23 protein-coding genes and 1 pseudogene are annotated in these 26,109 nt (G+C 72.2%); 9 read left to right on the plus strand and 15 right to left on the minus strand.

Features of this window, described 5'->3' with window-relative positions; translation table 11 throughout:
- Positions 1-37: 37 nt before the first annotated feature.
- Positions 38-541, minus strand: a complete 504-nt coding sequence (gene purE / locus CFP65_RS14025; RefSeq protein WP_104816414.1) for a 5-(carboxyamino)imidazole ribonucleotide mutase — start codon at positions 539-541, stop codon at positions 38-40.
- Positions 538-1,656 (minus strand): 5-(carboxyamino)imidazole ribonucleotide synthase, encoded by a 1,119-nt coding sequence (locus CFP65_RS14030; RefSeq protein ID WP_254552387.1) that lies wholly within the window; start codon positions 1,654-1,656, stop codon positions 538-540. The genes purE and CFP65_RS14030 overlap by 4 nt, the downstream gene beginning before the upstream one ends.
- 216 nt (positions 1,657-1,872) lie before the next feature.
- Here CFP65_RS14030 and CFP65_RS14035 point away from each other — a divergent pair, with 216 nt between their 5' ends.
- Complete coding sequence (locus CFP65_RS14035) at positions 1,873-2,379, plus strand: GtrA family protein (protein WP_254552388.1); 507 nt, start codon at positions 1,873-1,875, stop codon at positions 2,377-2,379.
- 15 nt (positions 2,380-2,394) lie between these two features.
- Here the strand turns inward: CFP65_RS14035 and CFP65_RS14040 are convergent, their stop codons facing one another.
- Positions 2,395-3,642 carry an ATP-binding protein gene (locus CFP65_RS14040; RefSeq protein WP_104816416.1) on the minus strand — a complete coding sequence of 416 codons (1,248 nt, stop codon included), beginning with the start codon at positions 3,640-3,642 and terminating at the stop codon, positions 2,395-2,397.
- A gap of 31 nt (positions 3,643-3,673) precedes the next feature.
- Positions 3,674-4,348 carry a response regulator transcription factor gene (locus CFP65_RS14045; protein WP_104816417.1) on the minus strand — a complete coding sequence of 225 codons (675 nt, stop codon included), beginning with the start codon at positions 4,346-4,348 and terminating at the stop codon, positions 3,674-3,676.
- 168 nt (positions 4,349-4,516) lie between these two features.
- Between CFP65_RS14045 and CFP65_RS14050 the strand changes: the two genes are divergently transcribed.
- The 3 genes from CFP65_RS14050 to CFP65_RS14060 all read left to right on the plus strand — a co-directional run bounded on the left by CFP65_RS14050 (position 4,517) and on the right by CFP65_RS14060 (position 8,414).
- The gene (locus tag CFP65_RS14050; protein WP_104816418.1) at positions 4,517-6,019 is read left to right on the plus strand and encodes a peptide MFS transporter; all 1,503 of its coding nucleotides are present in this window, start codon (positions 4,517-4,519) and stop codon (positions 6,017-6,019) included.
- A 270-nt stretch (positions 6,020-6,289) separates the two neighbouring features.
- The gene (locus CFP65_RS14055; RefSeq protein ID WP_104816419.1) at positions 6,290-7,795 is read left to right on the plus strand and encodes a peptide MFS transporter; all 1,506 of its coding nucleotides are present in this window, start codon (positions 6,290-6,292) and stop codon (positions 7,793-7,795) included.
- A 55-nt stretch (positions 7,796-7,850) separates the two neighbouring features.
- Positions 7,851-8,414: a Uma2 family endonuclease gene (locus CFP65_RS14060; RefSeq protein ID WP_104816420.1), complete on the plus strand. Its 564-nt coding sequence runs from the start codon at positions 7,851-7,853 to the stop codon at positions 8,412-8,414.
- Positions 8,415-8,417: 3 nt separating this feature from the next.
- Here the strand turns inward: CFP65_RS14060 and hutI are convergent, their stop codons facing one another.
- The 4 genes from hutI to hutU all read right to left on the minus strand — a co-directional run bounded on the left by hutI (position 8,418) and on the right by hutU (position 13,899).
- On the minus strand, positions 8,418-9,584 hold the full coding sequence (gene hutI, locus CFP65_RS14065; protein ID WP_104816421.1) for an imidazolonepropionase: 1,167 nt from the start codon (positions 9,582-9,584) through the stop codon (positions 8,418-8,420).
- Positions 9,585-9,659: 75 nt separating this feature from the next.
- Positions 9,660-11,039 (minus strand): formimidoylglutamate deiminase, encoded by a 1,380-nt coding sequence (locus CFP65_RS14070; RefSeq protein WP_104816422.1) that lies wholly within the window; start codon positions 11,037-11,039, stop codon positions 9,660-9,662.
- Entirely contained in the window at positions 11,030-12,214 is a 1,185-nt protein-coding gene (locus tag CFP65_RS14075) for an allantoate amidohydrolase (protein ID WP_104820867.1), read from the minus strand. The genes CFP65_RS14070 and CFP65_RS14075 overlap by 10 nt, the downstream gene beginning before the upstream one ends.
- Positions 12,215-12,228: 14 nt before the next feature.
- Positions 12,229-13,899, minus strand: a complete 1,671-nt coding sequence (gene hutU, locus CFP65_RS14080; RefSeq protein WP_104816423.1) for a urocanate hydratase — start codon at positions 13,897-13,899, stop codon at positions 12,229-12,231.
- A 227-nt stretch (positions 13,900-14,126) separates the two neighbouring features.
- Between hutU and CFP65_RS14085 the strand changes: the two genes are divergently transcribed.
- Positions 14,127-14,522 (plus strand): hypothetical protein, encoded by a 396-nt coding sequence (locus CFP65_RS14085; protein ID WP_217368162.1) that lies wholly within the window; start codon positions 14,127-14,129, stop codon positions 14,520-14,522.
- 128 nt (positions 14,523-14,650) lie between these two features.
- Positions 14,651-15,298 (plus strand): hypothetical protein, encoded by a 648-nt coding sequence (locus CFP65_RS14090; protein ID WP_104816424.1) that lies wholly within the window; start codon positions 14,651-14,653, stop codon positions 15,296-15,298.
- A gap of 5 nt (positions 15,299-15,303) precedes the next feature.
- On the opposite strand, the gene CFP65_RS14095 is transcribed toward CFP65_RS14090, so the two are convergent.
- Together CFP65_RS14095 and CFP65_RS14100 are read right to left on the minus strand one after the other, a co-directional pair.
- Positions 15,304-15,630: a hypothetical protein gene (locus tag CFP65_RS14095; protein WP_104816425.1), complete on the minus strand. Its 327-nt coding sequence runs from the start codon at positions 15,628-15,630 to the stop codon at positions 15,304-15,306.
- 101 nt (positions 15,631-15,731) lie between these two features.
- The gene (locus CFP65_RS14100) at positions 15,732-16,604 is read right to left on the minus strand and encodes a MurR/RpiR family transcriptional regulator (RefSeq protein WP_104816426.1); all 873 of its coding nucleotides are present in this window, start codon (positions 16,602-16,604) and stop codon (positions 15,732-15,734) included.
- A 159-nt stretch (positions 16,605-16,763) separates the two neighbouring features.
- Here CFP65_RS14100 and CFP65_RS14105 point away from each other — a divergent pair, with 159 nt between their 5' ends.
- Positions 16,764-17,087: a hypothetical protein gene (locus tag CFP65_RS14105; protein ID WP_104816427.1), complete on the plus strand. Its 324-nt coding sequence runs from the start codon at positions 16,764-16,766 to the stop codon at positions 17,085-17,087.
- 91 nt (positions 17,088-17,178) lie between these two features.
- Here CFP65_RS14105 and hutH read toward each other — a convergent pair whose 3' ends face one another.
- Positions 17,179-18,753: a histidine ammonia-lyase gene (hutH, locus tag CFP65_RS14110; RefSeq protein ID WP_104816428.1), complete on the minus strand. Its 1,575-nt coding sequence runs from the start codon at positions 18,751-18,753 to the stop codon at positions 17,179-17,181.
- A gap of 173 nt (positions 18,754-18,926) precedes the next feature.
- Between hutH and fdhD the strand changes: the two genes are divergently transcribed.
- Positions 18,927-19,814 (plus strand): formate dehydrogenase accessory sulfurtransferase FdhD, encoded by an 888-nt coding sequence (fdhD, locus tag CFP65_RS14115; RefSeq protein ID WP_104816429.1) that lies wholly within the window; start codon positions 18,927-18,929, stop codon positions 19,812-19,814.
- Here fdhD and CFP65_RS38910 read toward each other — a convergent pair.
- The 4 genes and pseudogenes from CFP65_RS38910 to CFP65_RS14135 all read right to left on the minus strand — a co-directional run bounded on the left by CFP65_RS38910 (position 19,746) and on the right by CFP65_RS14135 (position 24,257).
- Positions 19,746-20,111 carry a hypothetical protein gene (locus tag CFP65_RS38910; protein ID WP_158702168.1) on the minus strand — a complete coding sequence of 122 codons (366 nt, stop codon included), beginning with the start codon at positions 20,109-20,111 and terminating at the stop codon, positions 19,746-19,748. The two genes, fdhD and CFP65_RS38910, sit on opposite strands and share 69 nt — an antisense overlap.
- A gap of 621 nt (positions 20,112-20,732) precedes the next feature.
- A pseudogene (locus CFP65_RS40895) lies at positions 20,733-21,932 on the minus strand (diguanylate cyclase domain-containing protein); the annotation flags it as partial.
- 180 nt (positions 21,933-22,112) lie between these two features.
- A complete protein-coding gene (locus CFP65_RS14130; protein WP_104816432.1) occupies positions 22,113-23,210 on the minus strand; it encodes an adenylate/guanylate cyclase domain-containing protein in 1,098 nt (365 codons plus the stop codon).
- 165 nt (positions 23,211-23,375) lie between these two features.
- Positions 23,376-24,257: a biotin--[acetyl-CoA-carboxylase] ligase gene (locus CFP65_RS14135; protein WP_104816433.1), complete on the minus strand. Its 882-nt coding sequence runs from the start codon at positions 24,255-24,257 to the stop codon at positions 23,376-23,378.
- A 226-nt stretch (positions 24,258-24,483) separates the two neighbouring features.
- Between CFP65_RS14135 and CFP65_RS14140 the strand changes: the two genes are divergently transcribed.
- Positions 24,484-26,076: an acyl-CoA carboxylase subunit beta gene (locus CFP65_RS14140; protein ID WP_104816434.1), complete on the plus strand. Its 1,593-nt coding sequence runs from the start codon at positions 24,484-24,486 to the stop codon at positions 26,074-26,076.
- The last annotated feature ends 33 nt before the right edge of the window (positions 26,077-26,109 follow it).

The following is a 26,109-nucleotide window of genomic DNA, read 5'->3' on the forward strand; positions in this document are numbered from 1 at the left end:
ACGGGGGCCATGGGTCACGGTCGTGCCGGGGCGCGGGTCAGCGGCCGGCGGCCTTGGCCCGCAGCTTCTTGCCCTTCTCGGTGGCCTGGCTGTTCAGCTCGGCCTGGAAGTCGACCATCTTCTCGGCCAGTTCGGCGTCGAAGGCGGCCAGCATCCGGACGGCCAGCAGGCCGGCGTTGCGCGCGCCCGCGATCGAGACGGTGGCCACCGGCACGCCGGCGGGCATCTGGACGATCGACATCAGGCTGTCCATGCCGTCCAGGTAGCGCAGCGGCACCGGCACGCCGATCACCGGCAGCGGCGTCACGGAGGCGAGCATGCCCGGCAGGTGGGCGGCGCCGCCCGCACCGGCGATGATCGCCTTGAGCCCGCGCGCGTGCGCCTGCTCGCCGTAGGCGACCATCTCGCGCGGCATCCGGTGCGCGGAGACCACGTCGACCTCGTACGGGATCTCGAACTCGTCCAGCGCCTGGGCCGCGGCCTCCATGACGGGCCAGTCGGAGTCCGAGCCCATCACGATGCCAATGAGCGGAGAAGTCATTCGGTGATCGTTCCTCGCAGGTAGGCGGCCGCGTGGCGGGCGCGCTCGCGGACGTCCTCGAGGTCGTCCCCGAAGACGTTGACGTGGCCGACCTTGCGGCCGGGCTTCACGTCCTTCCCGTACATGTGGATCTTCAGCCCGGGGTCGCGGGCCATGCAGTGCAGGAAGGCGTGGTACATGTCCGGGTAGTCGCCGCCGAGCACGTTGACCATCACGGTCCACTTGGCGCGCGGGCGCGGGTCGCCCAGCGGGAGGTCGAGGACCGCCCGGACGTGGTTCTCGAACTGCGAGGTGACGGCGCCGTCCTGCGTCCAGTGGCCGGAGTTGTGCGGGCGCATCGCGAGCTCGTTGACCAGGATGCGGCCGTCCTTGGTCTGGAACAGCTCGACGGCCAGGTGGCCGGTGATGTCGAGCTCGCCGGCGATCCGCAGGGCCAGGGCCTGGGCTTCGGCGGCGAGCGCCGGGTCGAGGTCGGGGGCCGGGGCGGTCACCTCGGCGCAGACGCCGTTCTCCTGGACGCTCTCCACCACCGGGTAGGCCACGGCCTGGCCGCTGGGCGAGCGGACCACGCCGGCGGCCAGCTCGCGCAGGAAGTCGACCTTCTCCTCGGCCAGCACGCCGACACCCGCGAGGAACGGCGCGGCGGCCTCCTCCTCGTTGTCGACCACCCAGACGCCCTTGCCGTCGTAGCCGCCCCGGACGGTCTTGAGGACGACGGGGTAGCCGTCCCCTTCCTGAGCGAAGGCGGTCACGTCGGCCGGGTCGGTGACCAGGCGGTGGCGCGGACAGGGGGCGCCGATCGAGTCCAGCTTGGCCCGCATGACGCCCTTGTCCTGGGCGTTCACCAGGGCGTCCGGGCCCGGGCGGACGGCGATGCCGTCGGCCTGCAGGGCGCGCAGGTGCTCGGTGGGGACGTGCTCGTGGTCGAAGGTGATCACGTCGCAGCCGGCCGCGAAGCGGCGCAGCGTGTCCAGGTCCCGGTAGTCACCGAGCACCACGTCCGAGACGACCTGGGCCGCCGAATCCTGCGGCGTGTCCGCGAGGAGACGGAACCTGACACCCAGCGGGATCGCCGCCTGGTGTGCCATGCGGGCCAGCTGCCCGCCGCCGATCATGCCGATCACTGGAAAATTTGCCTTGCCCGCGGAAGTCACGCGCCAAGGATATCCGGGCCGGTCACCGCCGTGCGCCGGTGCTCCGGCGGCGGGGCGGGGCGAGCCCCGGAGCGCTCGACGGGCCCCTGGGCGCCGGTGGTTGGTAGGGGACCGAGTAGCCTGGATGGCCGGAGTCCGTGACGCACTATCCGATCATGTGCAGGAGATCGCCCGCTTATGACCACGAGCGCCAGCCCCACCCCCTCGCTGTTCCAGCGGCTCCGGGGCCTCTCGGGCGAAGTGATCAAGTTCGGCATCGTCGGCCTGGTCGGCGTGGTCGTCAACGCCGGTGTGTTCTGGGTCTGCCTCCAGGGCACCGGCGCGATCAAGTCGCTCTCCGGCTTCATCGCCACCGCCGTCGCGATCGGCACCAACTACCTGGGCTACCGCTACTGGCTCTACCGCGACCGCGACGCGGCCTCCCGCAAGCGGGAGATCACCCTGTTCCTGATCTTCAGCGGCATAGGCATGCTGATCGAGAACGGCATCCTGGCCTTCTCGGTGCACGTGCTCGACTACACCTCCTCCGGCGCCCAGCTGGTCGCCAAGAACGTGGTCGGCCTCGCGGCGGGCACGATCTTCCGCTTCTTCTCCTACCGCACCTGGGTCTTCAAGGCGCTCCCCGAGCTGGCCGAGACCGACGAGGTGGCCCTGGCCAACGAGCCGGCCCTCGCCAAGCTCTAGCCCGCGGGAAGACCCTCAGGCCTCGTCCTCGCGGCTGCGCCCGAGGAAGAGCGCGAAGACCGCCGGCTTGAGCGAGAGCAGCTCCAGCCGGCCGCCGTCCGCCTCGACCAGGTCGCGGGCCACGGCCAGGCCGATGCCGGTGGAGTTGCGGCCGCTGACGGCCCGCTCGAAGACCCGGTTGCCCAGCTCCGGCGGCACGCCCGCGCCCTCGTCCTGCACCTCGGCGACCACCGAGTTGCCCAGCGGGCGCACCCGCAGCGTGATGGTGCCCGCGCCGTGCATGAGCGAGTTCTCGATCAGGGTGGCCAGCACCTGGGCCACCGTGCCGGGGGTGCCGAGCACGCTCGCCCCGCGCAGGCCCTCGATCCGCAGCCGGCGGCCGGTGTCGCGCAGCGAGGGGCTCCACTCCTCCACCTGCTGCTTGATCACGTCGTCCAGCTCGAACGGCACCACGGTGGGGCTGTGCTGGTCGCGCTGGTTGGTGAGCAGCCGCTGCACCACGTCGGTGAGCCGCTCGACCTGCTGGAGGGCGATGGTCGCCTCCTCCTTGACCGTCTCCGGCTCCTCGGCCAGCGCGGTGATCTCCTCCAGCCGCATGGAGAGCGCGGTGAGCGGGGTGCGCAGCTGGTGCGAGGCGTCGGCGGCCAGGCGCCGTTCGGCGGTGAGCATCCGGGCGATCCGCTCGGCGCTGGTGTCCAGCACCTCGGCGACCCGGTCGAGCTCGGGCACTCCGTAGCGGCGGTCGCGCGGGCGCGGGTCGCCCGAGCCGAGCCGTTCGGCCGTCTCGGCGAGGTCCATCAGCGGGCGGGCCAGCCGCTTGGCCTGCCAGACGGCGAGCGCCACGGCGGCCTGCACGGCCAGCAGGGCGACCACGCCGAGCAGCAGCAGCATGTTGCCGATCTCGTGGTCCACGTCGTTGCGGGACTGCACGACCGTCACCGTCTCGCCGCTGGCCCCCGACTCGGAGGCGGTCAGCGCCGGGCCGGTGACCGGTCGGCCGGCCGCGATCAGCGGCTGGCCGGGGATGTCCACGGTGACGAAGGACCCGTCGGTGACCTGCGCGGCGAACTTCTCCCCGGTCACCGGCTCGTTCGCCGCCAGCCGGCTCTCGACCAGGCCGAGCACCCGCACCGCGGCGGCGTCCACCCGGTCCTTGGCGCCGTTGACGATGCTCTGCTTCTCGATCAGTGCGAGCGGTACGCAGAACACCGCCACCACCACCAGGACGACGCCCAGCAGCGAGTTGATCATCCGGCGCTTCACCGGCGCTGCCCTTCAGCCGTACCGAGGTCGGTCAGTTCTTCTCGAAGCGGAAGCCGACCCCGCGGACGGTGGCGATGTAGCGCGGGTTGGCCGCGTCGTCGCCGAGCTTCTTGCGCAGCCAGGAGATGTGCATGTCGAGGGTCTTGGTCGAGGTCCACCAGGTGGTGTCCCAGACCTGCCGCATGATCTCCTCGCGGGTGACCACCCGGCCGGCGTCCCGGACCAGCACTCTCAGCAGCTCGAACTCCTTGGCGGAGAGGGTCAGCTCCTCCTCGCCGAGCCAGGCGCGGTGCGACTCGATGTCGATCTTCACGCCGTGCGCGCCGGTGGTGAGCTGGTCCACGTTGCCGCGCCGGAGCAGGGCCCGGACGCGGGCCAGCAGCTCGGCCAGCCGGAACGGCTTGGTCACGTAGTCGTCGGCGCCGGCGTCCAGGCCGACCACGGTGTCCACCTCGTCGGCGCGGGCGGTCAGCACCAGGACGGGGCAGCTCTTGCCGTCCGCGCGCAGGCGGCGGCAGACCTCCAGGCCGTCCATCTCGGGCAGGCCGAGGTCGAGGACGACCAGGTCGACCTCCTCGGTGAGGCCGGCGCCGAGCGCGGACGGGCCGTCCTCGCGGACGAGCACCTCGTACCCCTCGCGGCGCAGCGCGCGGGCCAGTGGTTCGGAGATCGCCGGGTCGTCCTCGGCCAGCAGCACACAGGTCATGGGGCTGATGGTAGTCCGCCCGACGCCGGCTGATCAGGCCCCCTGCCACGCGGGTTCCGCTCGTACGGAGCAACGGGGGCGCGTCCGGGGCGCTTTCCGGGGTAGCCGACTCGTACCGTCGGGCCCAGCGGGGCTCCGACGGCCCGGCTGGGCGAGGTGGGAGGCGCGGTGGCGAGCAGCGAGGCGGAGCTCCGGCGGGAGCGGGCGGCGGAGCCCGAGGGGCCGACCTTCTTCGGTCATCCGCGCGGGTTGGCGACCCTCTTCATGACCGAGTTGTGGGAGCGGTTCAGCTTCTACGGGATGCGGTCGCTGCTGGTGCTCTTCCTGGCGGTGCCTGTCTCCGAGGGCGGGATCGGGCTCGATCCGGTGACGGCCGCCTCGGTGTACAGCGTCTACAACTCGATGATCTACATGCTGGCCATCCCCGGCGGCTGGATCGCCGACCGGGTCTGGGGCGCCCGCCGGGCGGTGCTGGTCGGCGGGCTGGTCATCATGGGCGGCCACTTCGCGCTCGCGGTGCCGCTGAGCGCCGCCTTCTGGCTGGGTCTGGCGCTGATCTCGCTGGGCACCGGCCTGCTCAAGCCGAACGTCTCGGCCATCGTCGGCCAGCTCTACCACGAGGACGACCCCCGGCGGGACGGCGGCTTCACCGTCTTCTACATGGCGATCAACCTGGGCTCCTTCTTCGCCCCGCTGGTGATCGGCACCGTGGGCCAGAAGGTCAGCTGGCACCTGGGCTTCTCGCTGGCCGGCATCGGGATGGGCCTCGGCCTGCTCCAGTACGTGCTGGGGCGGCGCCACCTCGGGGCGGCGGGTCTGACGCCCGGGCGGCCGGCGCCCGAGGCGGAGCGGCGGCGGGTGCTGCGGCTCTCCGCGCTCTGGGGCGCGGCGGCGGTGGCCCTCTTCGCGCTGGACGCGGCGCTCGGCCGGTTCTCGGTGCACCAGGTGGTCAACGTCCTGGGCGTGGTCGGGGTGGCGCTGCCGGTCTGGTACTTCACCCGGCTGCGGCGGGACCGCGAGCTCGCCGAGGTGGAGCGCACCCGGCTGTCGGCCTTCATGTGGTTCTTCATCGCCTCGGCCGTGTTCTGGATGATCTACGACCAGTCCGGCTCGACCCTCTCGCAGTTCGCCAACACCAAGACCGACCGCACGGTGTTCGGCTTCAGCTTCCCCTCCAGCTGGTTCAACTCGGTCAACCCGCTCTTCATCATCCTGCTCGCCCCGCTCTTCGCCTGGGCCTGGCAGTGGCTGACCCTGCGGGGGCGCAACCCCTCCACCCCGGTCAAGTTCGCCACCGCCCTGCTGCTGATCGGCGCCTCCTTCGGTCTGATGGGCCTGGCCTCGCTGGCCGCCTCGGGCGGCACCCTGGTCTCGCCGTTCTGGCTGGTCGGCGTCTACTTCGTGCAGACGGTGGCCGAGCTCTGCCTCTCCCCGGTCGGCCTCTCGCTGACCACCAAGCTGGCCCCGGCCAAGTACGTGAGCCAGATGCTGGGCCTCTGGTTCCTGGCCACGGCCACCGGCGACGCGGTGGCGGGGTGGACCACGCAGCTGCAGAAGGCGGTCAGCGCCGACGCGTACTTCTACCTGCAGGGCGGGCTGGCCGCCCTCTGCGGGGTGGCCTTCTACCTGGCCGCGGGCCGGATCCGGCGGCTGATGGGGTCTGTGAACTAGTTCACAGACCGTAATCGTTACTTTTGGTGACCCGGAGGGCCAACTAGGCCGATCTACCGCAAGATTGCCCTGATTGACCTTGAGTTCGAAGGAAATACTGCGGCTCGACCATCGAACTAGACTCTCCCTGGCGGCGAATCTTTACCTGGACAAGAGGTGCATCTCGCTCTTTGTCCATCCTTGTCAGCTAATAGCGCCACGTACAGTGGCCTGGTCACCGCCCGCCGCCACCCCCCTAGGCGGGCGCAGCCAGGCAAGGAACCACTACTGATGGCAAGCACCCTGGACGTCGGCCTCACCAAGCCGGCCGCCCCTGCCGGGAAGACCTTCCTCGGTCACCCCCGTGGTCTTTCCACCCTCTTCATGACGGAGATGTGGGAGCGCTTCAGCTACTACGGCATGCGTGCCCTGCTGGTGCTCTACATGACGGCCGCGACCACCGACGGCGGTCTCGGGATGAAGATGGCGGTCGCCACCGCGATCTACAGCGTCTACACCGCCATGGTCTACCTGCTCGCCCTGCCCGGCGGCTGGATCGCCGACCGCTTCCTGGGCGCCCGCAAGACCGTCGCGCTCGGCGGCTTCATCATCATGGCCGGCCACTTCATGCTGGCCGTGCCCGCGAAGGCCTCGTTCTTCGCCGGGCTCGCGGTGATCGCCATCGGCTCGGGCCTGCTGAAGGCCAACATCTCGACGATGGTCGGCCACCTCTACGACGGGCCGAACGACCCGCGCCGGGACGGCGGCTTCACCATCTTCTACATGGGGATCAACCTCGGTGCCTTCGCCGCGCCGCTGGTGATCGGCACCATCGGCCAGAAGGTCAACTGGCACCTGGGCTTCGCGCTGGCCGGTCTCGGCATGGCGCTCGGCCTGCTCCAGTACCTGCTGGGCAGCCGCCACCTGAGCCAGACCAGCGAGGTCGTCACCTCGCCGATGCCGGCCGAGGAGAAGCGCACCGTCCTGCGCAAGTTCGCGCTCTGGCTGGGCCTGGCCGTGGTCCTCTACGCCGCCCTCGCGCTGACCGGCAACTTCAGCATCGGCTGGGCGATCTGGCCGCTGTCGCTCGCGGGCATCGCGGTGCCGGTGTTCGTCTTCGCCCGGATCAAGCGGGACAAGGACCTCGACGCCGAGGACCACTCCAAGCTGAGCGGGTACATCTGGTTCTTCGTGGCCGCCGCCGTGTTCTGGATGATCTACGACCAGTCCGGCTCCACGCTGAGCGTCTTCGCGGACAAGAACACCGCCGGCGCGCTGTTCGGCTTCGACTTCCCGTCGAGCTGGTTCCAGTCGCTCAACCCGCTCTACATCATGGCGCTGGCCCCGGTCTTCGCCTGGTTCTGGGTCGCGCTCTCCCGTCGGGGCAAGAACCCGAGCACCACGATGAAGTTCGCCATCGGCCTGCTGATGGTCGGCGGCTCCTTCCTCGTCATGATGCTCGCGATGGCCGCCGCCTCCGGCGGCACCAAGGTCACCCCGCTCTGGCTGGCCATGGTCTACCTGATCCAGACCGTCGGCGAGCTGACCCTCTCCCCCGTCGGCCTCTCCGTCACCACCAAGCTGGCCCCCGCCAAGTACGCCAGCCAGATGATGGGCGTCTGGTTCCTCGCCGTCACGGCCGGCGACTGCGTCGCGGCCCTCATCCAGCTGGTCCTCAAGGACCAGACCGGCTCCACCTGGTACTTCGCCATGCAGGGCGTCATGGCGATCATCGCCGGCATCGCCCTGGCGATGTACCGCAAGAAGGTCGTCAAGCTCATGGGCAACGTCCACTGATCTGACAAGTCGAAGGCCCGGCACGGATCCCGTGCCGGGCCTTTAGCATCGGGTCATGGACTACCAGCGCCTGCGTTCCGTTGCCGACGAGCTCATGGAGCAGTACGGCGACCTCGCCAGCAAAGTTGAGATTCGAGACGGCGAGATCACGATGATGATGTCGCCGTCGGCTCCACACGAACTCAACGCGATGCGGCTCCGTCGCCAGCTCGACCGACAACTCACCGGAGACCTGGTCGCTCACACCGGCGGCGATGTAGAGGACCCGGTGCTCGGCATACTGCGCCGGCCCGATCTGCTGGTCGTCTCCGAGGCTGACCTGGAGCAAGCGGAGGACTCCATCGACCCCCGCATCCTCCACCTGGTCGCCGAGATCGTCTCGCCGTCGAACCACACCAACGACTACCAGGAGAAGATGCAGGATTACCCCGCCATGGGTATCCCGCTCTACCTTCTCGTCGACCCCCGCAAGGGCACCGTGACCGTCTGCTCCGACCCGGCCGACGGGCCCGACGGCCCCCGGTACCGCGCCACCCATGACTACGCCTTCGGCGACGCCGTGCAGGTCGGCCCGTGGACCGTCGACTCCTCCGAGTTCAAGCTCTACGCGCCCCGCTGAGGGTCAGAGCTCCTGGACGCCTGCCCGCCACACGGCGGCCGTCAACGGCACACCCGGGCGGTAGGCGAGGTGGACGTGGGAGGGGGCGTCGAGGAGGAGGAGGTCGGCGCGGGCGCCGGGGGTGATGCGGCCGACGTCGGTGCGGCGGAGGGCCTGGGCGCCGCCGAGGGTGGCGGCGAGGAGGGCCTCGTCGGGGGTCATGCCCATCTCGCGGACGGCGACGGCGATGCAGAAGGCCATCGAGCTGGTGAAGCTGGAGCCGGGGTTGCAGTCGGTGGAGAGGGCGACGGTGGCACCCGCGTCGAGGAGGCGGCGCGCGTCCGGGTAGGGGGCGCGGGTGGAGAACTCCGCGCCGGGGAGCAGCGTCGCGACGGTGGACGAGGAAGCCAGCGCGGAGACGTCCTCGTCCGTCAGGTGGGTGCAGTGGTCGGCCGAGGCGGCGCCGAGTTCGACGGCGAGCTGCACGCCAGGGCCGTACGAGAGCTGGTTGGCGTGCACGCGGGGGGTGAGGCCTCGGGCGGCGCCGGCGGTGAGGATGGCCCGGGCCTGGTCGCCGTCGAAGGCGCCCTTCTCGCAGAAGACGTCCACCCAGCGGGCGTGCGGCGCGCAGACGTCCAGCATCTCGCCGGTGACCAGGTCCACGTACCCGGCCGGGTCCTCCGCGTACTCGGGCGCGACGACATGGGCGCCGAGGTAGGTGGTCTCGGGTGTGTGGGCGGCGGCGATCCGCAGGGCGCGGGCCTCGTCCTCGACGGTGAGCCCGTAGCCGGACTTGCACTCGATGGTGGTGGTGCCCTGGCGCAGCGCCTCGCGGATGAACCGGGTGAGCCCCGCCTCCAGCTGGGCGTCCGAAGCGGCCCGGGTGGCGGCCACCGTGGTGCGGATGCCGCCCGCGGTGTAGGCCTGGCCGGACATCCGGGCGTTGAACTCGGCGGTGCGGTCGCCCGCGAAGACCAGGTGGGCGTGCGAGTCGACGAAGCCGGGGAGCAGCGCGCGGCCGGCCGCGTCGAAGACGGTGTCGGCGGCGGGCGCGGCGGCGGCCGGGCCGACCCAGGAGACGGTGGAGCCCTCGACCACCACGGCGGCGTCCGTCAGCAGGCCGAGCGGGCCGCTGCCGAGCGCGGGGTCGTTGGTGACGAGGCTGCCGATGTCGGTGATGAGGAGGCTCACGCCGGAGACCTTTCCAGGGGAGAAAAGTGTGGTGCCCGAGAGGATCAGCCCCTCTCGGGCACCACATTCATGATCTTACGACTGCAGAGCGGCGATCGAGTCGCGCAGCGCCGCCGGCACGTCCGCCACCAGCTGGTGGACGCCGTCCTTGACGATGTGCCGCCCGCCCACGACCACGTGCCGCACGTCCGCCGCCGAGGCGGCGAAGACGGCCGTCTCGGCGCCGTACGAGGGCCGGGGCCCGGCCGTGCGGACGGAGTCGAGCGCGATCACGGTGAAGTCGGCGAAGGAGCCCGCCGCCACCCGCCCCGCCTCGGGCCAGCCGAGGGAGGCGTGGCCGTCCTCGGTGCCCGCGCACAGCAGGGCCGCGGCCGTCCAGTGACCCCGGGTGCGGGTGCGCAGCCGCTCGTCGAGTTCGAGCGCCCGGGCCTCCTCGAAGGGGTCGATCACGGCGTGGCTGTCGCTGCCGAGCGAGAGCGGGGAGCCCGCGCTCGCCAGCTGCCGGGCCGGGCCGATGCCGTCCGCCAGGTCCCGCTCGGTGGTCGGGCACATGCAGACGGTCGTCCGGGTGGACGAGAGCAGCTGGATGTCCTCGTCCGTGAGGTGGGTGGCGTGCACGGCCGAGGTGCGCGGCCCGAGCACCCCGTGGTCGGCCAGCAGCCGGGTGGGGGTGACGCCGTGCGCGGCCAGACAGGCCTCGTTCTCGGCGGTCTGCTCGGAGAGGTGGACGTGCAGCGGGGCCTCCCGCAGCGCCGAGAACTGCGCCACGGTGCCCAGCTGCTCGGCCGGGACGGCCCGCACCGAGTGCACGGCCGCGCCGATCCGGGCGTGCTCGGCGCCCTTGAGCTCGGCGGCCCGCGCCGCCCACCGCTCGGCGTCGCCGTCGCTGAACCGCAGCTGGGTCTCGTTCGGCGCGGCGCCGAAGCCGGACGAGAGGTAGCAGGTGTCGAGCAGGGTGATCCGGATGCCGGCCCGGGCCGCCGCCTCGATCAGCGCGTGGCCCATCGCGTTGGGGTCCTGGTAGGCGACGCCCCCGGGCGCGTGGTGCAGGTAGTGGAACTCGCCCACGCTGGTGATGCCCGCGAGGGCCATCTCCGCGTACACGGCGGTGGCCAGCGCCAGGTAGCTGTCCGGGTCGAGCGCGCCGGCGAAGCGGTACATGGTGTCCCGCCAGGTCCAGAAGGTGCCCGAACCGATCTGCACGTGTCCGCGCAGGGCGCGGTGGAAGGCGTGCGAGTGGGCGTTCGCCTGGCCCGGCAGCAGCAGCCCGGCCAGCCGGACGGCCCCGGCCGGGCAGGGCCCGCTGTCGGGGGTGACCCGCTCGATCCTGCCGTCCGAGCCGACCGCGATCAGCACGTCCCGCTCGACCACCGGGCCGCCCTCGTGCGGCAGCCAGGCGTGCTCGGCCCAGTACGTGGTCACCGGGGTCACCGTGGTCACCGTGGTCACCGGCATGCCAGGTCCTCCAGTACGTCGGCGAGCGCCTGCACGCCCTTCAGGCAGTCGGCGAGCTCGGCGTGCTCGGCCGGGGAGTGCGAGACCCCGCTGGGGTTGCGGACGAAGAGCATCGCGGTGGGCACGGCCGAGGCCAGGATGCCCGCGTCGTGCCCGGCGCCGGTGGGCAGCACCGGGACGCCGCCCAGGCGCGCGGCGAGCCGGTCGCGCAGCGGGCCGTCGAAGTCGACCACCGGGGTGTACGACTCGCGGGTCAGCTCGACCTTGACGCCGTCCCGCTCGCCGCGCTCCTCGGCCGCCTGCCGGATCTCCTCCACCACCCGGTGCAGGGTCTCCTCGTCGGCCGCGCGGGAGTCGAGCCAGCCGCGGATCAGCGAGGCGATCGCGTTGGTGCCGTTCGGCTCCACCGCCACCTTGCCGAAGGTGGCCAGCGCGCCCGCGAGCTTCGCCTTCTTCCGCGCGGCGAGCACGGTGTTGGCGTAGGTCAGCATCGGGTCGCGGCGGTCCTCGATCCAGGTGGTGCCCGCGTGGTTGGCCTCGCCGTGGAAGTCGAACCGCCAGCGGCCGTGCGGCCAGATCGCGCTGGCCACGCCGACCGGCTGCTCGGCGCTCAGGTACCGGCCCTGCTCGACGTGCAGCTCGACGAAGGCGCCGATCCGGCCGAGCCGCTCGGTGTCCGCGCCGAGGGCGGCCGGGTCGTACCCGGCCTGCTCCATCGCGTCGGGCAGCCGGACGCCCTCGGCGTCGCGCAGCTCGAACGCCGCCTGCGGCGAGAGCACCCCGGCGGTCAGCCGGGAGCCGATGCAGGCCACGCCGAACCGCGCGCCCTCCTCGTCACCGAAGTTGACGATCGCCAGCGGTTTGGTGAACTCCACGCCCCTGGCGCGGAGTTCGTCCAGCGCCGCGAAGGAGGAGACCACACCGAGCGGGCCGTCGAAGGCACCGCCGTCCGGCACCGAGTCCAGGTGCGAACCGGTGACCACGGCATCCCCGCCGGCCGGATCGCCCAGCCAGGCCCACTGGTTGCCGTTGCGGTCCAGCTCGTACGTCAGGTCCCGCTTGAGAGCCTGCTCGCGGAACCACGCCCGGGCCTCGGCGTCGGCCGAGTTCCAGGCGAAGCGGCGGTACCCGCCGGAGGAGGCGGAGCGGCCCACGGGGAGCAGCTCCGCCCACATCGTCTCGAAGGACGTCACAGCTCACCCATGGGGATGCGCACGCCACGCTCGGCGGCCACCTCGGAGGCGCGGTCGTAGCCCGCGTCCACGTGGCGGATGACGCCCATGCCGGGGTCGTTGGTGAGCACGCGGCGGATCTTCTCGCCCGCGAGCTTGGTGCCGTCGGCGACCGTGACCTGGCCGGCGTGGATCGAGCGGCCGATGCCGACGCCGCCGCCGTGGTGGATGGAGACCCAGGAGGCGCCGGAGGCGACGTTGACCATGGCGTTGATCAGTGGCCAGTCGGCGATCGCGTCCGAGCCGTCCAGCATGGCCTCGGTCTCGCGGTACGGGGAGGCGACCGAGCCGCAGTCCAGGTGGTCGCGGCCGATCACGATGGGCGCCGACAGCTCGCCGCTGGCGACCATGTCGTTGAAGCGCTCGCCGGCCTTGTCGCGCTCGCCGTAGCCGAGCCAGCAGATGCGGGCCGGGAGGCCCTGGAAGTGCACCTTCTCCTGGGCCATCTTGATCCAGCGGTGCAGCGACTCGTTCTCCGGGAAGAGGTCGAGCACGGCCTTGTCGGTCTTGTAGATGTCCTGCGCGTCGCCGGAGAGCGCGGCCCAGCGGAACGGGCCCTTGCCCTCGCAGAACAGCGGGCGGATGTACGCCGGGACGAAGCCGGGGAAGGCGAAGGCGCGGTCGTAGCCGGCCAGCTGGGCCTCGCCGCGGATCGAGTTGCCGTAGTCGAAGACCTCGGCGCCGCGGTCCATGAAGCCGACCATGGCCTCGACGTGCTTGGCCATCGACTCGCGCGAGCGCTGGGTGAACTCGGCCGGCTTCTCGGCGGCGTAGGTCGCCATGTCCTCGAAGGCGACGCCGATCGGCAGGTAGCTCAGCGGGTCGTGCGCGCTGGTCTGGTCGGTGACGATGTCGATCGGGGCGTCCATCGCGAGCAGCTGCGGGAAGAGCTCCGCGGCGTTGCCGAGCAGGCCGATGGAGAGCGGCTGCTTCTTGTCGCGGGCCTCGACGGCCAGCTGGAGCGCGTGGTCGAGGTTCTTGGCCTCGACGTCCAGGTAGCGGTGCTCGATGCGGCGCGAGATGCGCGAGGGGTCGCAGTCGATGCAGATCGCGACGCCGCCGTTCATGGTGACGGCGAGCGGCTGGGCGCCGCCCATGCCGCCGAGGCCGGCGGTGAGGGTGATGGTGCCCTCGAGGGTGTCGTTGAACTTCTTCGCGGCCACCGCGCCGAAGGTCTCGTAGGTGCCCTGGAGGATGCCCTGGGTGCCGATGTAGATCCAGGACCCGGCGGTCATCTGGCCGTACATGGTGAGCCCGAGGCTCTCCAGGCGGCGGAACTCCTCCCAGTTGGCCCAGTCGCCGACCAGGTTGGAGTTGGCGATCAGCACGCGCGGGGCCCACTCGTGCGTCTGCATCACGCCGACCGGGCGGCCGGACTGGACCAGCATGGTCTCGTCCTGCTTGAGGGTCTCCAGCGTGCGGACCATCGCGTCGAAGGAGCGCCAGTCACGCGCGGCCTTGCCGGTGCCGCCGTAGACGACCAGCTTCGACGGGTGCTCGGCCACCTCGGGGTCGAGGTTGTTCATGAGCATCCGCAGGGCGGCCTCCTGCTGCCACCCCTGCGCCGTCAGGTTCGTCCCGCGCGCCGCACGGACCTCGCGCGGACCGCTCGCCTGCTGCTGCACCATGATGCCGGCTCCTTGCACATAGATTCATTCAGTCCCGACCAGTCTGAATATATCCAAACACTTGGACGACGCCTAGAGGGCAAACCGGTCAGGACTGAATAGTTCCATGCAGAGCCGCCTCCCGCCCGCCCAACCACCAGGCCACCCCCATGGCACTTGCTAGAGCAAAGTGAGCATAGTAAGTTCCCTTTCGAAGCAAATAGAGCAATCACAGCAGAGGGGCCGTCATGCCGCAGGTGGAGATCGACGTGCAGACCGCTCGGACCCTGGAGTTCGCCGCCAGGATGGCCGGGGTGACGCCAGGGCAGGTGATCGCGCGCCTCGTCGAGCAAGCGAGCCTTCCGGGTGCGGGTGATCGCGAGGACATACCGGCCGGAGACAGCCGGGTGGCGGTCCATGCCGTCTACGAGGGCCACCGCACCAATGCGCTCTTCGATCCGGAGACGCACCGGGTGGAGATCGTCTCCGGCCCCCTGGCCGGCACCTCGTACAAGAGCCCCACCGGCGCCGCCCGTGCGATCGTCAGCCACCACAACCCGACGATCTCGCCGGCGAGGAACGGTTGGTCCTTCCTCGTTCTCAGCGACGGCAGTGGACGCACGCTCCAGAGCATCCGGCACTAGCGGAGAAAAGGCCGTGCCCCGGGCGGCATGCAGAAGCAGAGGCGGACCCGGGGCATACGCAGACCAGTCTACAAAAAGCGCGAGGCCGTACAACAGGTACGGCTTGAGGGGGGACGTACGTGAGCGTCATGTCGGCCTGGAAGCGGGAGGCGTTCTCTGATGCCCGCCTCGCCCCGTACCTGGCCGTTGGCGGTTCGGCAGAAGCTGCCTGGGCCCTCTACGTCTGGAACATCGAGGTGTCGGCCGCCTTCCTCGGCCCGCTCCACTGTCTGGAAACCGTGCTCCGTAACGCCCTCCACCGCGAGCTCCAGCGACACTTCGGCCTCGCTGAGTGGTGGGACAGCGCTCCGCTGAGCCCGAAGGACCAGGCGATGCTGGACGACGCCCGGCGGAAGCTGGGGCGGCGGGGGCAGCGCCCGGCCGGGGCGGACGCTGTGGTCGCGGAGCTCTCCTTCGGTTTCTGGGTCTCGCTCGTGAGCCGGGTCCACGACCGCCACCTCTGGGTTCCGGCTCTGCACCGGGCCTTCCCGCACTACCGCGGCCCCCGGCGCGGGCTTCACGACCAGCTCGACTCCCTTCGGCTGTTCCGGAACCGGATCATGCACCACGAACCGATCCACCACCGGTCCCTGGCCGACGACCACGCCAAGCTCTACCGGGTACTCGGCTTCCTGAACCCGGAGGCTGTCACCGCCATCCGGCCACTCGACCGAGTCCCCGAGGTCCTCCGGGTGCGGGCCGACACCATCGCCGGCCGCCGCCCCGCACGGTTCTGATCCGCTCAGGCCGCCGCGTCGCCGTCCCAGTCGATGCCGATCTCGGCGAGCCAGGCGCGGTCCTGGGCGTCGGGGGTGGGCGGGTCGAGGGGGCGGGGCGGGCGGGGGATCTCCTGGATCGGGCCGAGGCCGTACTTCTCGGCGGCCTCGCGGGCGGCGTCGTTGGGGATCAGGCCGACGTGCACGGCCGTCTCGTCGCCCGGGTCCAGGACGGTGAGTTCGGGGTTGGGCGGGCGCCGCAGGGCGATCCGGCGACCGCAGGTCGGACAGGACCATTCGTCGGCCCCGGAGGCGAGGCGGCCGGTGAGCTTCATCTCGTGGATCACGCGCATCGCGGACTCCCCCGTCCGGCCCCGGCACCGGGGCCCGAACAGGGGATTCCCGCCATGGGCGCCGTCAGAACCAGTGCGCGGCAGGTCAGTCCAAGCTGTGCTCAATCCAAGAACAGACCGCGGGCGGCAGCCGACTGCTCGTTCGCCTCCAGTCGGGCCTCGGCCCCGGGGATCTCGTCGCACATGGTCTGGAGCAGCACCCGGCCGAGCATCATCGGCGCGCAGGCGGTGTCGAAGACCAGCCCGGTGCCGACGGCCGCGGGCAGCAGCAGGTCGGAGAGCTTGGCCACCGGCGCGAAGGCGCTGTCGGCCACGGTGAGCACCGTCAGCCCGCAGTCGCGGGCGACCTGCATCGCGTCCATCAGCTCGCGGGGGTAGCGCGGCAGCGCGAAGCAGAGCAGTGCGGAGGCGCCGGCCGCGGCCGCCTGCTCCAACCGGTCGGCGAGCATGCTGCCGCCCTCGTCGAGCAGCCGGATGTCCGGGTGCACCTTGGCCGCGAAGTACGCGAAGCCCCGGGCCTGGGCCGAGGCGGCCCGCAGGCCGAGCACCGGCAGCGGCCGGGAGGCGGCGAGCAGCCGGGCCGCCCGGACGATCGGCTCCGGGTCGGCGAGCAGCTCGGCCAGGTGGCGCAGGTGGGCGATCTCGGCCAGCACGGCCTGCTGGTGCTCGTTGCGCACCACCTCGGCCGGGGTCTCGGCCGCGGCGGCGGGCTCCCCCACCCCCAGCTCGCGCAGCTGACGCCGGAGCGCCGGGTACCCGTCGAAGCCCAGCGCCACGGCGAACCGCGTCACGCTCGGCTGGCTCACCCCCGCCAGCTCGGCCACCTCCACCGAGGAGAGGAACGGTGCCTCGCCCGCGTGCCGGACGAGCGAGTGGGCGATCCGCCGCTGGGTCGGCGTCAGCCGGTGACCCTCGAAGAGCTGCAGCAGCCTGGCGGAAGGCCCGACCGTGCCGGTCTCGTCCGTGACGCTCATCGGTCTCTCCTCGTACGGTGGATCTGAGCAGCGTGCAGCAAGCCGGGCCGACGGGCAATGACATTCCGTAGGGTGAGAACTCCGGACTGCCCCTGATTTGTCCCTGAGAACCCCGCAGACCGGTGGACCGGCGACCCTCCGGGTCGGGAGCATGAGCCCATGGACACCCACGAACTTCGGGCTGAGCTCGACGCCGCCGTACAGACCCGCAAGGAGCTCGGCAAGGAGTACGAGGCGGAGGTCATCGACTCCTTCCTCACCAAGCTGGACGCCCAGCTCGATGTGAAGATCGACTCCCGCCTGGCCGCAGAAGAGCCCCGCCGCAAGGGCGGCAACTCACCGCAGCAGAAGCTCCAGGGCCTCTCCCTGATGATGGCCATCCCGCTCAGCGGCATCGCGGGCGGCACCGGCGGCCTCACCGGCCTGATCGTCTGCTGGGCCGGGATCGTGGGCGTGAACTTGGCGAGCGCACTGAAGCGGTGAACCAGTTGGGGGCGCGGGGAACTGCGCGCGCAACCGTCCACGTACGTAGTGGGCTGGTCGCGCAGTTCCCCGCGCCCCCGGTGGTGGTCCTCTACGCGAGCGGCCCGGTGACCGTCTCGACGGCCTTCACCAGCTCGCCGGAGGCGACCAGCGCAGCCGCCGCCTCCAGGTCCGGGGACAGGAAGCGGTCCCGGCCCGGGCCCTCGACGCCGGCCTTGCGCGCCGCCGCGACGGCCGCCGCGGTGGCCGGGGCGAGGGTCGAGGTGCCGTCCTGAGTGCGGATCTCCAGGGCCCGCGCCGAGGCGGTGAGCTCCACCGCGAGGATGCGGCCCAGGTTGTCGACGGCCTGGCGCAGCTTGCGGGCGGCGGACCACCCCATCGACACGTGGTCCTCCTGCATCGCGGAGGACGGGATCGAGTCGACCGAGGCCGGGACGGCGAGGCGCTTGTTCTCGCTGACCAGGGCGGCCTGGGTGTACTGGGCGATCATCAGGCCGGAGTCCACGCCCGGGTCGTCGGCCAGGAAGGCCGGCAGGCCGTGCGAGCGGGCCTTGTCGAGCAGGCGGTCGGTGCGGCGCTCGGAGATCGAGCCGAGGTCGGCGGCGGCGATCGCCAGGAAGTCGAGCACGTACGCGACCGGGGCGCCGTGGAAGTTGCCGTTCGACTCGACCCGGCCGTCCGGGAGGACGACGGGGTTGTCGACCGAGGCGGCCAGCTCGCGGGAGGCCACCAGCTGGGCGTGGGCCAGGGTGTCGCGGCCGGCGCCGGCCACCTGCGGGGCGCAGCGGATCGAGTAGGCGTCCTGGACGCGCGGCGCGTCGTCCTGGTGGTGGCCGGTCAGGCCGGAGCCGGCCAGCACGGCGAGCATGTTGGCGGCGGAGAGCGCCTGGCCCGGGTGCGGGCGGATGGGGCCGTGCAGCTCGGGGGCGAGCACCTTGTCGGTGCCGAGCAGGGCCTCCAGCGACATCGCGGCGGTGATGTCGGCGGTGGTGAAGAGGCGGGCGAGGTCCGAGAGGGCCATGACGAGCATGCCGAGCATGCCGTCGGTGCCGTTGATGAGGGCCAGGCCCTCCTTCTCGAGCAGCTCGACCGGCGTGATGCCGGCGGCGGCCAGCAGCTCGCCGGCGTCCTTCTCGACGCCGTCCGGGCCGAAGGCGGTGCCCTCGCCCATCAGGGCGAGCGCGCAGTGCGAGAGCGGCGCGAGGTCACCCGAGCAGCCGAGCGAGCCGAACTCGCGGACGGCGGGGGTGATGCCGGCGTTGAGCACGGCGGCCATGGTCTGGGCGACCAGCGGGCGCACGCCGGTGCGGCCGGAGGCGAGGGTCTTCATCCGCAGGAACATCAGGGCGCGGACGACCTCGCGCTCGACGACCGGGCCCATGCCGGCGGCGTGCGAGCGGACCAGCGAGCGCTGGAGCTGGGCGCGCAGCTCGGGGCTGATGTGCCGGACGGCGAGGGCGCCGAAGCCGGTGGAGACCCCGTAGACGGGGCGCGGCTCGGCGGCGAGCGCCTCGATCCGGGCTCGGGCCGCGGACATCTCGGCGATCGCGTCGGGGCCGATCTCGACCCGGGCGTTGCCCCGTGCGACGGCGAGCACGTCCTCGGCGGTCACATCGGCCTTGCCGACCAGGACGAGCGGCGCGTCGTGGGCCACAGCACTGTGCATATCCATATACAACATCTCACCAGGTGAATGAAGATATGACAACCGGCACCTGACAGAAATGTGACCGGTGGGACCAGCGTGGCCGCTGCGGCCCCCGCGCGCAGGACGGATTACGCGAGGCGGGGGGCCGTGCCGCAGGCTGGACCCCAGGCAGGACGGCGAAGGGGAGACCGATGGCGCGGGCGACGGCGCGGCGACGGGTGGTCAGGCTGAACGGACCGGGCGGCACCGCCCGGCCGGATTCGCTGGCCGCCGAGGAGCCGCTGGAGATCCGGCTCGGCGGCGAACCGCTGACCGTCACCATGCGCACCCCCGGCCACGACTTCGACCTGGTCGCGGGCTTCCTGGTCGGCGAGGGCCTGGTCGACCGGGCCGAGCGGCTGGCCGCGCTGCGCTACTGCGCCGGGACGGACGCCGAGGGGGCCAACACCTACAACGTGGTGGACGCGACCCTGCGCGGCGGCGCCGCGATCCCGCTGTCTGCTCACCGCAACCTGCTCACCACCAGCGCCTGCGGCCTCTGCGGCCGGGACACCGTGGACGCGGTGCGCACCCACGTCCGCTGGCCGGTGGCGGCCGACCCGCTCACCGTCTCTCCCGAGCTGCTGTACGCGCTGCCCGAGCGGCTGCGCGCCGCCCAGCGCACCTTCGACTCCACCGGCGGCCTGCACGCGGCCGGGCTGTTCGACGCCGAGGGCCGGCTGCTCTGCGCCCGGGAGGACGTGGGCCGGCACAACGCGGTGGACAAGGTGATCGGCTGGGCGCTGCGCGAGGGCCTGCTGCCGCTGGCCGGCCACCTGCTGCTGGTCAGCGGCCGGGCCTCGTTCGAGCTGACCCAGAAGGCCGCGCTGGCCGGGATCCCGCTGCTGGCGGCCGTCTCCGCCCCCTCCTCGCTGGCGGCCGACCTGGCCGAGGAGCTCGGCCTCACCCTGGTCGGCTTCCTGCGCGGCGAGAGCGCCAACGTCTACACCCGCGCGGACCGGGTCAGCCTCTCAGCCCCGGCGGGCGCGCAGTCGGCGCACCACGAGGAAGACGGCCAGGAGGACCAGCAGCACCAGTAGGACGAACAGCCCGACCACCCAGCCCACCACCCTGCCGACCACCCCGCCCACGCCGCCCCGGCTGTGGAAGGTGCTGGTGCGGTGGGTGGTGGTGCCGTGGCTGGTCCCGCTGCTGCCGCTGCTGCTGTGGCCGCTGCTGCTACTGCCGCCGCTGCTGTGGCCGTGGCTCCGCGACTTCTCGACGAAGGCGAGCTGCCGGGTGGGCGTGGCGGCGTGGGCCGCCGCCGTGCTCGCCGCCGTCACCCCGCCCACCGCGAGTGCCAGGGCCAGTGCCGTCCCCGCCAGGTGTCTTCGCACTACCGCTCCCGGATCCGTGTCGGGCGGCGGCCCTCAGGCGGGTGGGGGCGAGGCCGGTCCGGAGAGGGCCACGGCCACCAGCGCCCGCATGGCCGCCGCGATCTGACCGAAGGGTAGCGTGGCGTCGTCGGCGAAGAGCTCGACCAGCCAGCCCCCCGCCACGTTGGTCCCACCGGCCGCGACCATGGCCCGGTAGCCGCTGACCAGCATCATGGCCTCCTCGGCCGGGTCGTTGCCGCCGGCGCCGGCCCGCAGCGCGAAGCCGCCGCCGCGCACGGCCCGCCGGGTCTGCGGGTAGTGGCTGAGGTCGAAGACGGCGTCGGGGGCCTCGATCTGGGCCCGCTGGGTCTCGGCGCCGGAGCTGGTCGGGCCGCTGGTCATCCGGTAGACGGCGTGCTGGGCGGTGCGCATCAGCTGGGAGCCCGGCGGCACGTAGGAGACCCACCAGCCGACGGCGTCCAGCAGGCGCGAGGCGGCCTCGGCCACGGTGACCAGCCGGTCCAGGGTGTCGGCCGGGTGGGTGGCCCGCTCGCTGCGGCCCCGGTCCAGGGCGGCGAGCACCACGGCCAGCAGCTGGCCCGGGTCGGCGCTGTGCGCGGCGCCCCGGAAGCGGCGGCGGTCGCCGACCCCGGCCCGGCCGGGGCGGTGGCGGCTCTCGGTGTGGTGGTGCGGGTCGGCCGAGTCGGCGAGCAGCACGGTCGGGTCCGGGGCGAAGCCCGGGCCGTGGCCGCGCCCGGCCACCACGGGGTGGGCGGCCCGGGCCGCCTTGGCCCGGTACTGGGCGGCGTCGGCCAGCCGGAACAGCCGGTCGGGGGTGGTCACCGGGCCGATCGCGTCGCCGGTGGAGGCGACCCCGCAGGCCACCCCTTCGCCCTCGGCGATGTCGAGCGCCCGGGCGCAGAGCTCCTCGGCCACGGCCACCACCTCGTCCGCCTTCTGGCCCTCGGCCAGCAGGCAGAACTCGTCGCCGCCGAGCCGGGCGGCCAGCGCACCGGGCAGTTTGGCGGCGGCCAGCGAGAGCAGGTGGGCGAATCGTTCCAGCAGCCGGTCGCCGACCTCGTGGCCGAGCAGGTCGTTGACCCGCTTGAGGCCGTTGACGTCGCAGACCACCAGGCTGACCACGGTGTTGTCCTTGTTGTGCGCGGCCAGCGCGGCCTCCAGCCGGGCGTCCACCGCCCGGCGGTTGGCCAGGCCGGTGAGCGGGTCGGTGAAGGCCAGCCGGCGCAGGTCGGCCAGCCGCTCGGTCTGGGCCAGGCCGGCCGAGATCTGGGCGGCGAGCAGGGTCGCGTAGTCGGCCTCGGCCTCGGTGAAGACCGGAAGGCCGGCGGTGCGGGCCAGGTAGAGCTCGCCCCAGGCCTGGCCGTGCAGCACGATCGGGGCGACCAGGCAGCACTCCCGGCCCCGGCGGCGCAGCCCGGCCGCGCGCTGGCGGCAGAACGCCCCCGAGCCCGGGTGGGCGTGCTCGTCCGCGGTGTCCTCGGCGGTCTGCACCCAGGCCCGGGGCAGCCGCCGGGTGGTCCAGTGCTCCTCCAGGTAGGTGACGATCTCGGGGAAGTCGGCCACCGGGTACGACTCGTCGGCGGGCAGCTCCTCCTCGCCGGCCGCGAGCCGGCCGTGGTTGACCAGCACCCGCAGCCGGCCGGATTCGCGGTCCCAGACCGAGACGGCGGCCATGGTGGCGTCCAGGGCGGAGGTGGCCCGGACGGCGGCGGCCCGGACGGCCTCCAGCGGGGTCGAGGCGGCGGCCATGTCCTGGGCGAGCTCGACCACGGCCTGGAGCCGCAGGTCGGTCGTGGAGGGCACGTGCACGCAATCCGTCATGGTCGCTTCACCGCTCAAGGGTCGCCCTCTTCGTCCGTGGACCGTTCCTGACCCAAGGTTATGGCCGTTTCGGACCGGATTGCGGCCTATGTCACCTATCGGACCAGCGTCGGAGCCACCCGAGCGACGCCGGAGCCGCCGGGCCGGCGCCGGGGGCGGGGGCGGGGGCGGGGGCGGGGCTCAGGCGAGTTCGCCCGCCCGGGAGAGCAGCCAGGGCTCGACCAGGCCGAGGCCGCGGACCGGGCGGCGCCACATCGGCTGGAGGTGGAAGCGGTGCTCGGGGTTGAGCAGGGCCTCGGGGCCGGGCGCGGCGGTGCCGTTGGCCTCCAGCGCCTGGGCGAACTCGCCGTCGAGCAGCACGGCGTCCTTGGGCGCGATCGAGGTGAGCCGGCTGGCCAGGTTGACGGTGGTGCCGAAGACGTCGCCCATCCGGGAGGTCACGGTGCCGAAGGCCATGCCGACCCGCAGCGCGGGGATGGTGTCCTCCTTGGCGAGCCGCTCGACCAGGCTGAGCGCGATCTCGGCGGCGGTGGCCGGGTCCTCCGAGACGAAGAGGATCTCGTCGCCCAGGGTCTTGACCACCCGGCCGCCGTAGCCGGCGATCAGGTCGGAGCAGGTGTTCTCGAAGCTCTCCACCAGCTCGCCGAGCTCCTCCTCCTCCAGCCGGCGGGAGAGCCGGGTGAAGCCGACCAGGTCGGCGAAGCCGACGGCCAGGCGGCCGCTGGTGATCTCGGTGTCCTCGGCGGCCTGCACCACCCGGCCGGTGACGGCGGCCAGCTGGCGGCGCCAGACGTAGACCAGGAACTGCTCCAGCTCCGGCAGCAGCAGCTCGACCAGCGGGTAGGCGACCTCGGCCCTGGTCAGGCCGGGCTCCACGGACTGGGTGAGGTTGTCGAGGAAGGTGTCCATCTGCCAGCCGGCCAGGCGGGCCGTGGTCTGGCCGGTGGAGCGGGCGACCTGGATGGCCATCGACTCGCTCAGCAGGCCGGACTCGACCAGCCCGGCCAGCCGGCGCAGCGCGATCACGTCCCCGTCGGTCAGCGCGCGGGACTGCCCGATGTCCGGGAAGCCCATCGCCCGCCAGAATCTGGTGGCCAGCTCCATCGGCACCCCGGCGGCGCGGGCCGCCTGGTACGGCGTGTACCGGCGGGGTGCGTCGAGGATCAGCCGCTCCAGATCCAGGGCGACCGTCCCGTCCTGACCGTCGTCCTGGCTGCCGTCGTTGCCGCCTTCGTCTGCCACCGGCCCATCCCCGTGCGGTTGCCGCACTCGCCTCATGTCCTGCCTGTCCCGGGCGCCCGACCACCGCAGGGGTAGTGGCGCGCCTCACACCGCTGCCAGGTGGAATGTTCGCACGGAATCGCGTAATCCGGGGCATCCGGCCGGAACACCCGCAGGTAATCGGTCAGGCCACGCGGCCGGGCCCCGGTGGTCGCCCGGCGCTCAGCCCGCCTCGGGCCGGACGTGTACGACGTCTCCCGCCGCCACCGGGTGGCGATTGCCGTCGGGGGTGCGCACCACCAGCCGGCCGTCGGGGTCGACGGCCACCGCCTCGCCGACCAGCTCCTGGTCACCGGGAAGCAGCACCCGCACCTGGCGGCCGAGGGTGGTGCAGCGGGCCGCGTACGCGGGCAGCAGGCCGCTGGCCTGCGGGTCGCCGGCGGCGGCCACCCACTCGCGGTAGAGCTCGGCGAAGGAGCGGAGCAGCTCGCGCAGCAGGGTGTCCCGGTCGGTCACGGCGGCCCCGGCCAGGGCCAGCGAGGTGGCGGTGGGGACGGGGAGCTCGGTCTCCCGCAGCGTGACGTTGACGCCCAGGCCCGCGATCACCGCGCCGCCGCTCAGCTCGGTCAGGATGCCGCCGAGCTTGCGCTCGCCGACCTGCAGGTCGTTGGGCCACTTCAGCCCGACCTCCAGCTCCGAGACCCGCCCCAGCGCCGAGGCGGCCGACACGCCCACCAGAATCGGCAGCCAGCCGTACCGCTCCATCGGCACGGCCTCGGGCCTGAGCAGCATCGAGAAGAAGAGGCCGGATCGCGCGGGTGCCTGCCACTGCCGCTCCAGCCGGCCGCGGCCGGCGTTCTGCACCTCGGCGACCAGCACGGCGCCCTCGGCGGCGCCCTCCTTGGCCCGGGCGGCCAGGTCGCTGTTGGTGGAGCCGGTCTCGGTGACCACCTCGACGGAGGTCCAGAGCGCGCCCGGCACCACCAGGTCGCGGGAGAGCCGGGTGGCGTCCAGCGGCGGGCGGTCGAGGTCGGTCCAGGGGGAGGGGCCGTCGTGGCCGAAGCCACGCAGCCCGCTGCGGCGGGGGGAGTTCGGCTCGGTCACCGGGCCAGCGTACCGACGGGTCGTCAGTGCGACCCGGTATGTGCACCCGAACGGTCAGAGGCCGCCCTATAGTGCCGCAGAAACGATGGTTAACACACTGTGTCGCTGGCCATAACCGCTTCCGCCCCGCGCTGGCTACGCTACTCAACGGTAGTTCGTAGCGCCGCCCTGCCCGGAGGTCGTGGGGATGTCAGGACGCGGCCCATGATCAGGGAGAGCCACCGGAATGACCGAGGCGTCGTACGACCCGCACACCACTGCCGGAAAGCTGGCCGACCTGCGGCGCAGGATCGACGAGGCGGTGCACTCCGGCTCGGCCGCCGCGGTCGAGAAGCAGCACGCCAAGGGCAAGCTGACCGCCCGTGAGCGGGTGGTCGAGCTGCTGGACGAGGACTCCTTCGTCGAGTTCGACGAGTTCGCCCGGCACCGCTCCACCAACTTCGGCCAGGCCGCCAACCGCCCGTACGGCGACGGCGTGGTCACCGGCTACGGCACGATCGACGGCCGTCAGGTCGCCGTCTTCGCCCAGGACTTCACCGTCTTCGGCGGCTCCCTCGGCGAGGTCTTCGGCGAGAAGATCGTCAAGGTGATGGACTTCGCCCTGAAGACCGGCTGCCCGGTCATCGGCATCAACGACTCCGGCGGCGCCCGGATCCAGGAGGGCGTGGTCTCGCTCGGCCTGTACGGCGAGATCTTCCGCCGCAACGTGCACGCCTCGGGCGTCATCCCGCAGATCTCGCTGATCATGGGCCCCTGCGCCGGCGGCGCGGTCTACTCCCCCGCGATCACCGACTTCGTGGTGATGGCCGACCAGACCTCACACATGTTCATCACCGGCCCGGACGTGATCAAGACCGTCACCGGCGAGGACGTGGGCATGGAGGAGCTCGGCGGCGCCCGCGCGCACAACACCAAGTCGGGCAACGCGCACTACCTGGCCTCGGACGAGAAGGAGGCCATCGAGTACGTCAAGAGCCTGCTCTCGTACCTGCCCTCCAACAACCTCACCGACCCGCCGTCCTACCCCGAGCAGGCCGACCTCGCGATCACCGACGAGGACCTCGAGCTCGACGCCATCGTGCCGGACTCGGCGAACCAGCCGTACGACATGCACAAGGTGATCGAGCACGTCCTCGACGACGGCGAGTTCCTGGAGACCCAGCCGCTCTTCGCCGGCAACATCATCACCGGCTTCGGCCGGGTCGAGGGCCACCCGGTCGGCATCGTCGGCAACCAGCCGATGGACCTGGCCGGCTGCCTGGACATCAACGCCTCCGAGAAGGCCGCGCGGTTCGTCCGCACCTGCGACAGCTTCAACATCCCGGTCATCACCTTCGTGGACGTCCCCGGCTTCCTGCCCGGCGTCGGCCAGGAGCACGAGGGCATCATCCGGCGCGGCGCCAAGCTCATCTACGCCTACGCCGAGGCCACCGTGCCGCTGATCACCGTCATCACCCGCAAGGCCTTCGGCGGCGCCTACGACGTCATGGGCTCCAAGCACCTGGGTGCCGACCTCAACCTGGCCTGGCCCACCGCGCAGATCGCCGTGATGGGCGCCCAGGGCGCCGCCAACATCGTCTACCGCCGCGAGCTGACCGAGGCCGCGAAGGCCGGCGAGGACGTGGACGCGCGCCGCGCCGAGCTGGTCGCGGAGTACGAGGACACCCTGCTCAACCCGTACCTGGCCGCCGAGCGGGGCTACGTGGACGCCGTCATCGCGCCGAGCGAGACCCGCCAGCACATCGTGAAGGGGCTGCGGGCGCTGCGGGGCAAGCGCGAGGTGCTGCCGCCGAAGAAGCACGGCAACATTCCCCTGTAAGCCCGTCGCGCCCCCGGAAAGGGAGTACCACCG

This window comes from Kitasatospora sp. MMS16-BH015 (assembly GCF_002943525.1).
Taxonomy (GTDB): Bacteria; Actinomycetota; Actinomycetes; order Streptomycetales; family Streptomycetaceae; genus Kitasatospora.

Coding starts and splice junctions, on each gene's coding strand:
- purE (WP_104816414.1), bottom strand. CDS start 541: ATGACTTCTCCGCTCATTGGCATCGTGATGGGCTCGGACTCCGACTGG.
- CFP65_RS14030 (WP_254552387.1), bottom strand. CDS start 1,656: ATGATCGGCGGCGGGCAGCTGGCCCGCATGGCACACCAGGCGGCGATC.
- CFP65_RS14035 (WP_254552388.1), top strand. CDS start 1,873: ATGACCACGAGCGCCAGCCCCACCCCCTCGCTGTTCCAGCGGCTCCGG.
- CFP65_RS14045 (WP_104816417.1), bottom strand. CDS start 4,348: ATGACCTGTGTGCTGCTGGCCGAGGACGACCCGGCGATCTCCGAACCA.
- CFP65_RS14055 (WP_104816419.1), top strand. CDS start 6,290: ATGGCAAGCACCCTGGACGTCGGCCTCACCAAGCCGGCCGCCCCTGCC.
- CFP65_RS14060 (WP_104816420.1), top strand. CDS start 7,851: ATGGACTACCAGCGCCTGCGTTCCGTTGCCGACGAGCTCATGGAGCAG.
- CFP65_RS14070 (WP_104816422.1), bottom strand. CDS start 11,039: ATGCCGGTGACCACGGTGACCACGGTGACCCCGGTGACCACGTACTGG.
- CFP65_RS14075 (WP_104820867.1), bottom strand. CDS start 12,214: ATGTGGGCGGAGCTGCTCCCCGTGGGCCGCTCCGCCTCCTCCGGCGGG.
- hutU (WP_104816423.1), bottom strand. CDS start 13,899: ATGGTGCAGCAGCAGGCGAGCGGTCCGCGCGAGGTCCGTGCGGCGCGC.
- CFP65_RS14085 (WP_217368162.1), top strand. CDS start 14,127: ATGCCGCAGGTGGAGATCGACGTGCAGACCGCTCGGACCCTGGAGTTC.
- CFP65_RS14090 (WP_104816424.1), top strand. CDS start 14,651: ATGTCGGCCTGGAAGCGGGAGGCGTTCTCTGATGCCCGCCTCGCCCCG.
- CFP65_RS14095 (WP_104816425.1), bottom strand. CDS start 15,630: ATGCGCGTGATCCACGAGATGAAGCTCACCGGCCGCCTCGCCTCCGGG.
- CFP65_RS14100 (WP_104816426.1), bottom strand. CDS start 16,604: ATGAGCGTCACGGACGAGACCGGCACGGTCGGGCCTTCCGCCAGGCTG.
- CFP65_RS14105 (WP_104816427.1), top strand. CDS start 16,764: ATGGACACCCACGAACTTCGGGCTGAGCTCGACGCCGCCGTACAGACC.
- hutH (WP_104816428.1), bottom strand. CDS start 18,753: ATGCACAGTGCTGTGGCCCACGACGCGCCGCTCGTCCTGGTCGGCAAG.
- fdhD (WP_104816429.1), top strand. CDS start 18,927: ATGGCGCGGGCGACGGCGCGGCGACGGGTGGTCAGGCTGAACGGACCG.
- CFP65_RS14130 (WP_104816432.1), bottom strand. CDS start 23,210: ATGAGGCGAGTGCGGCAACCGCACGGGGATGGGCCGGTGGCAGACGAA.
- CFP65_RS14140 (WP_104816434.1), top strand. CDS start 24,484: ATGACCGAGGCGTCGTACGACCCGCACACCACTGCCGGAAAGCTGGCC.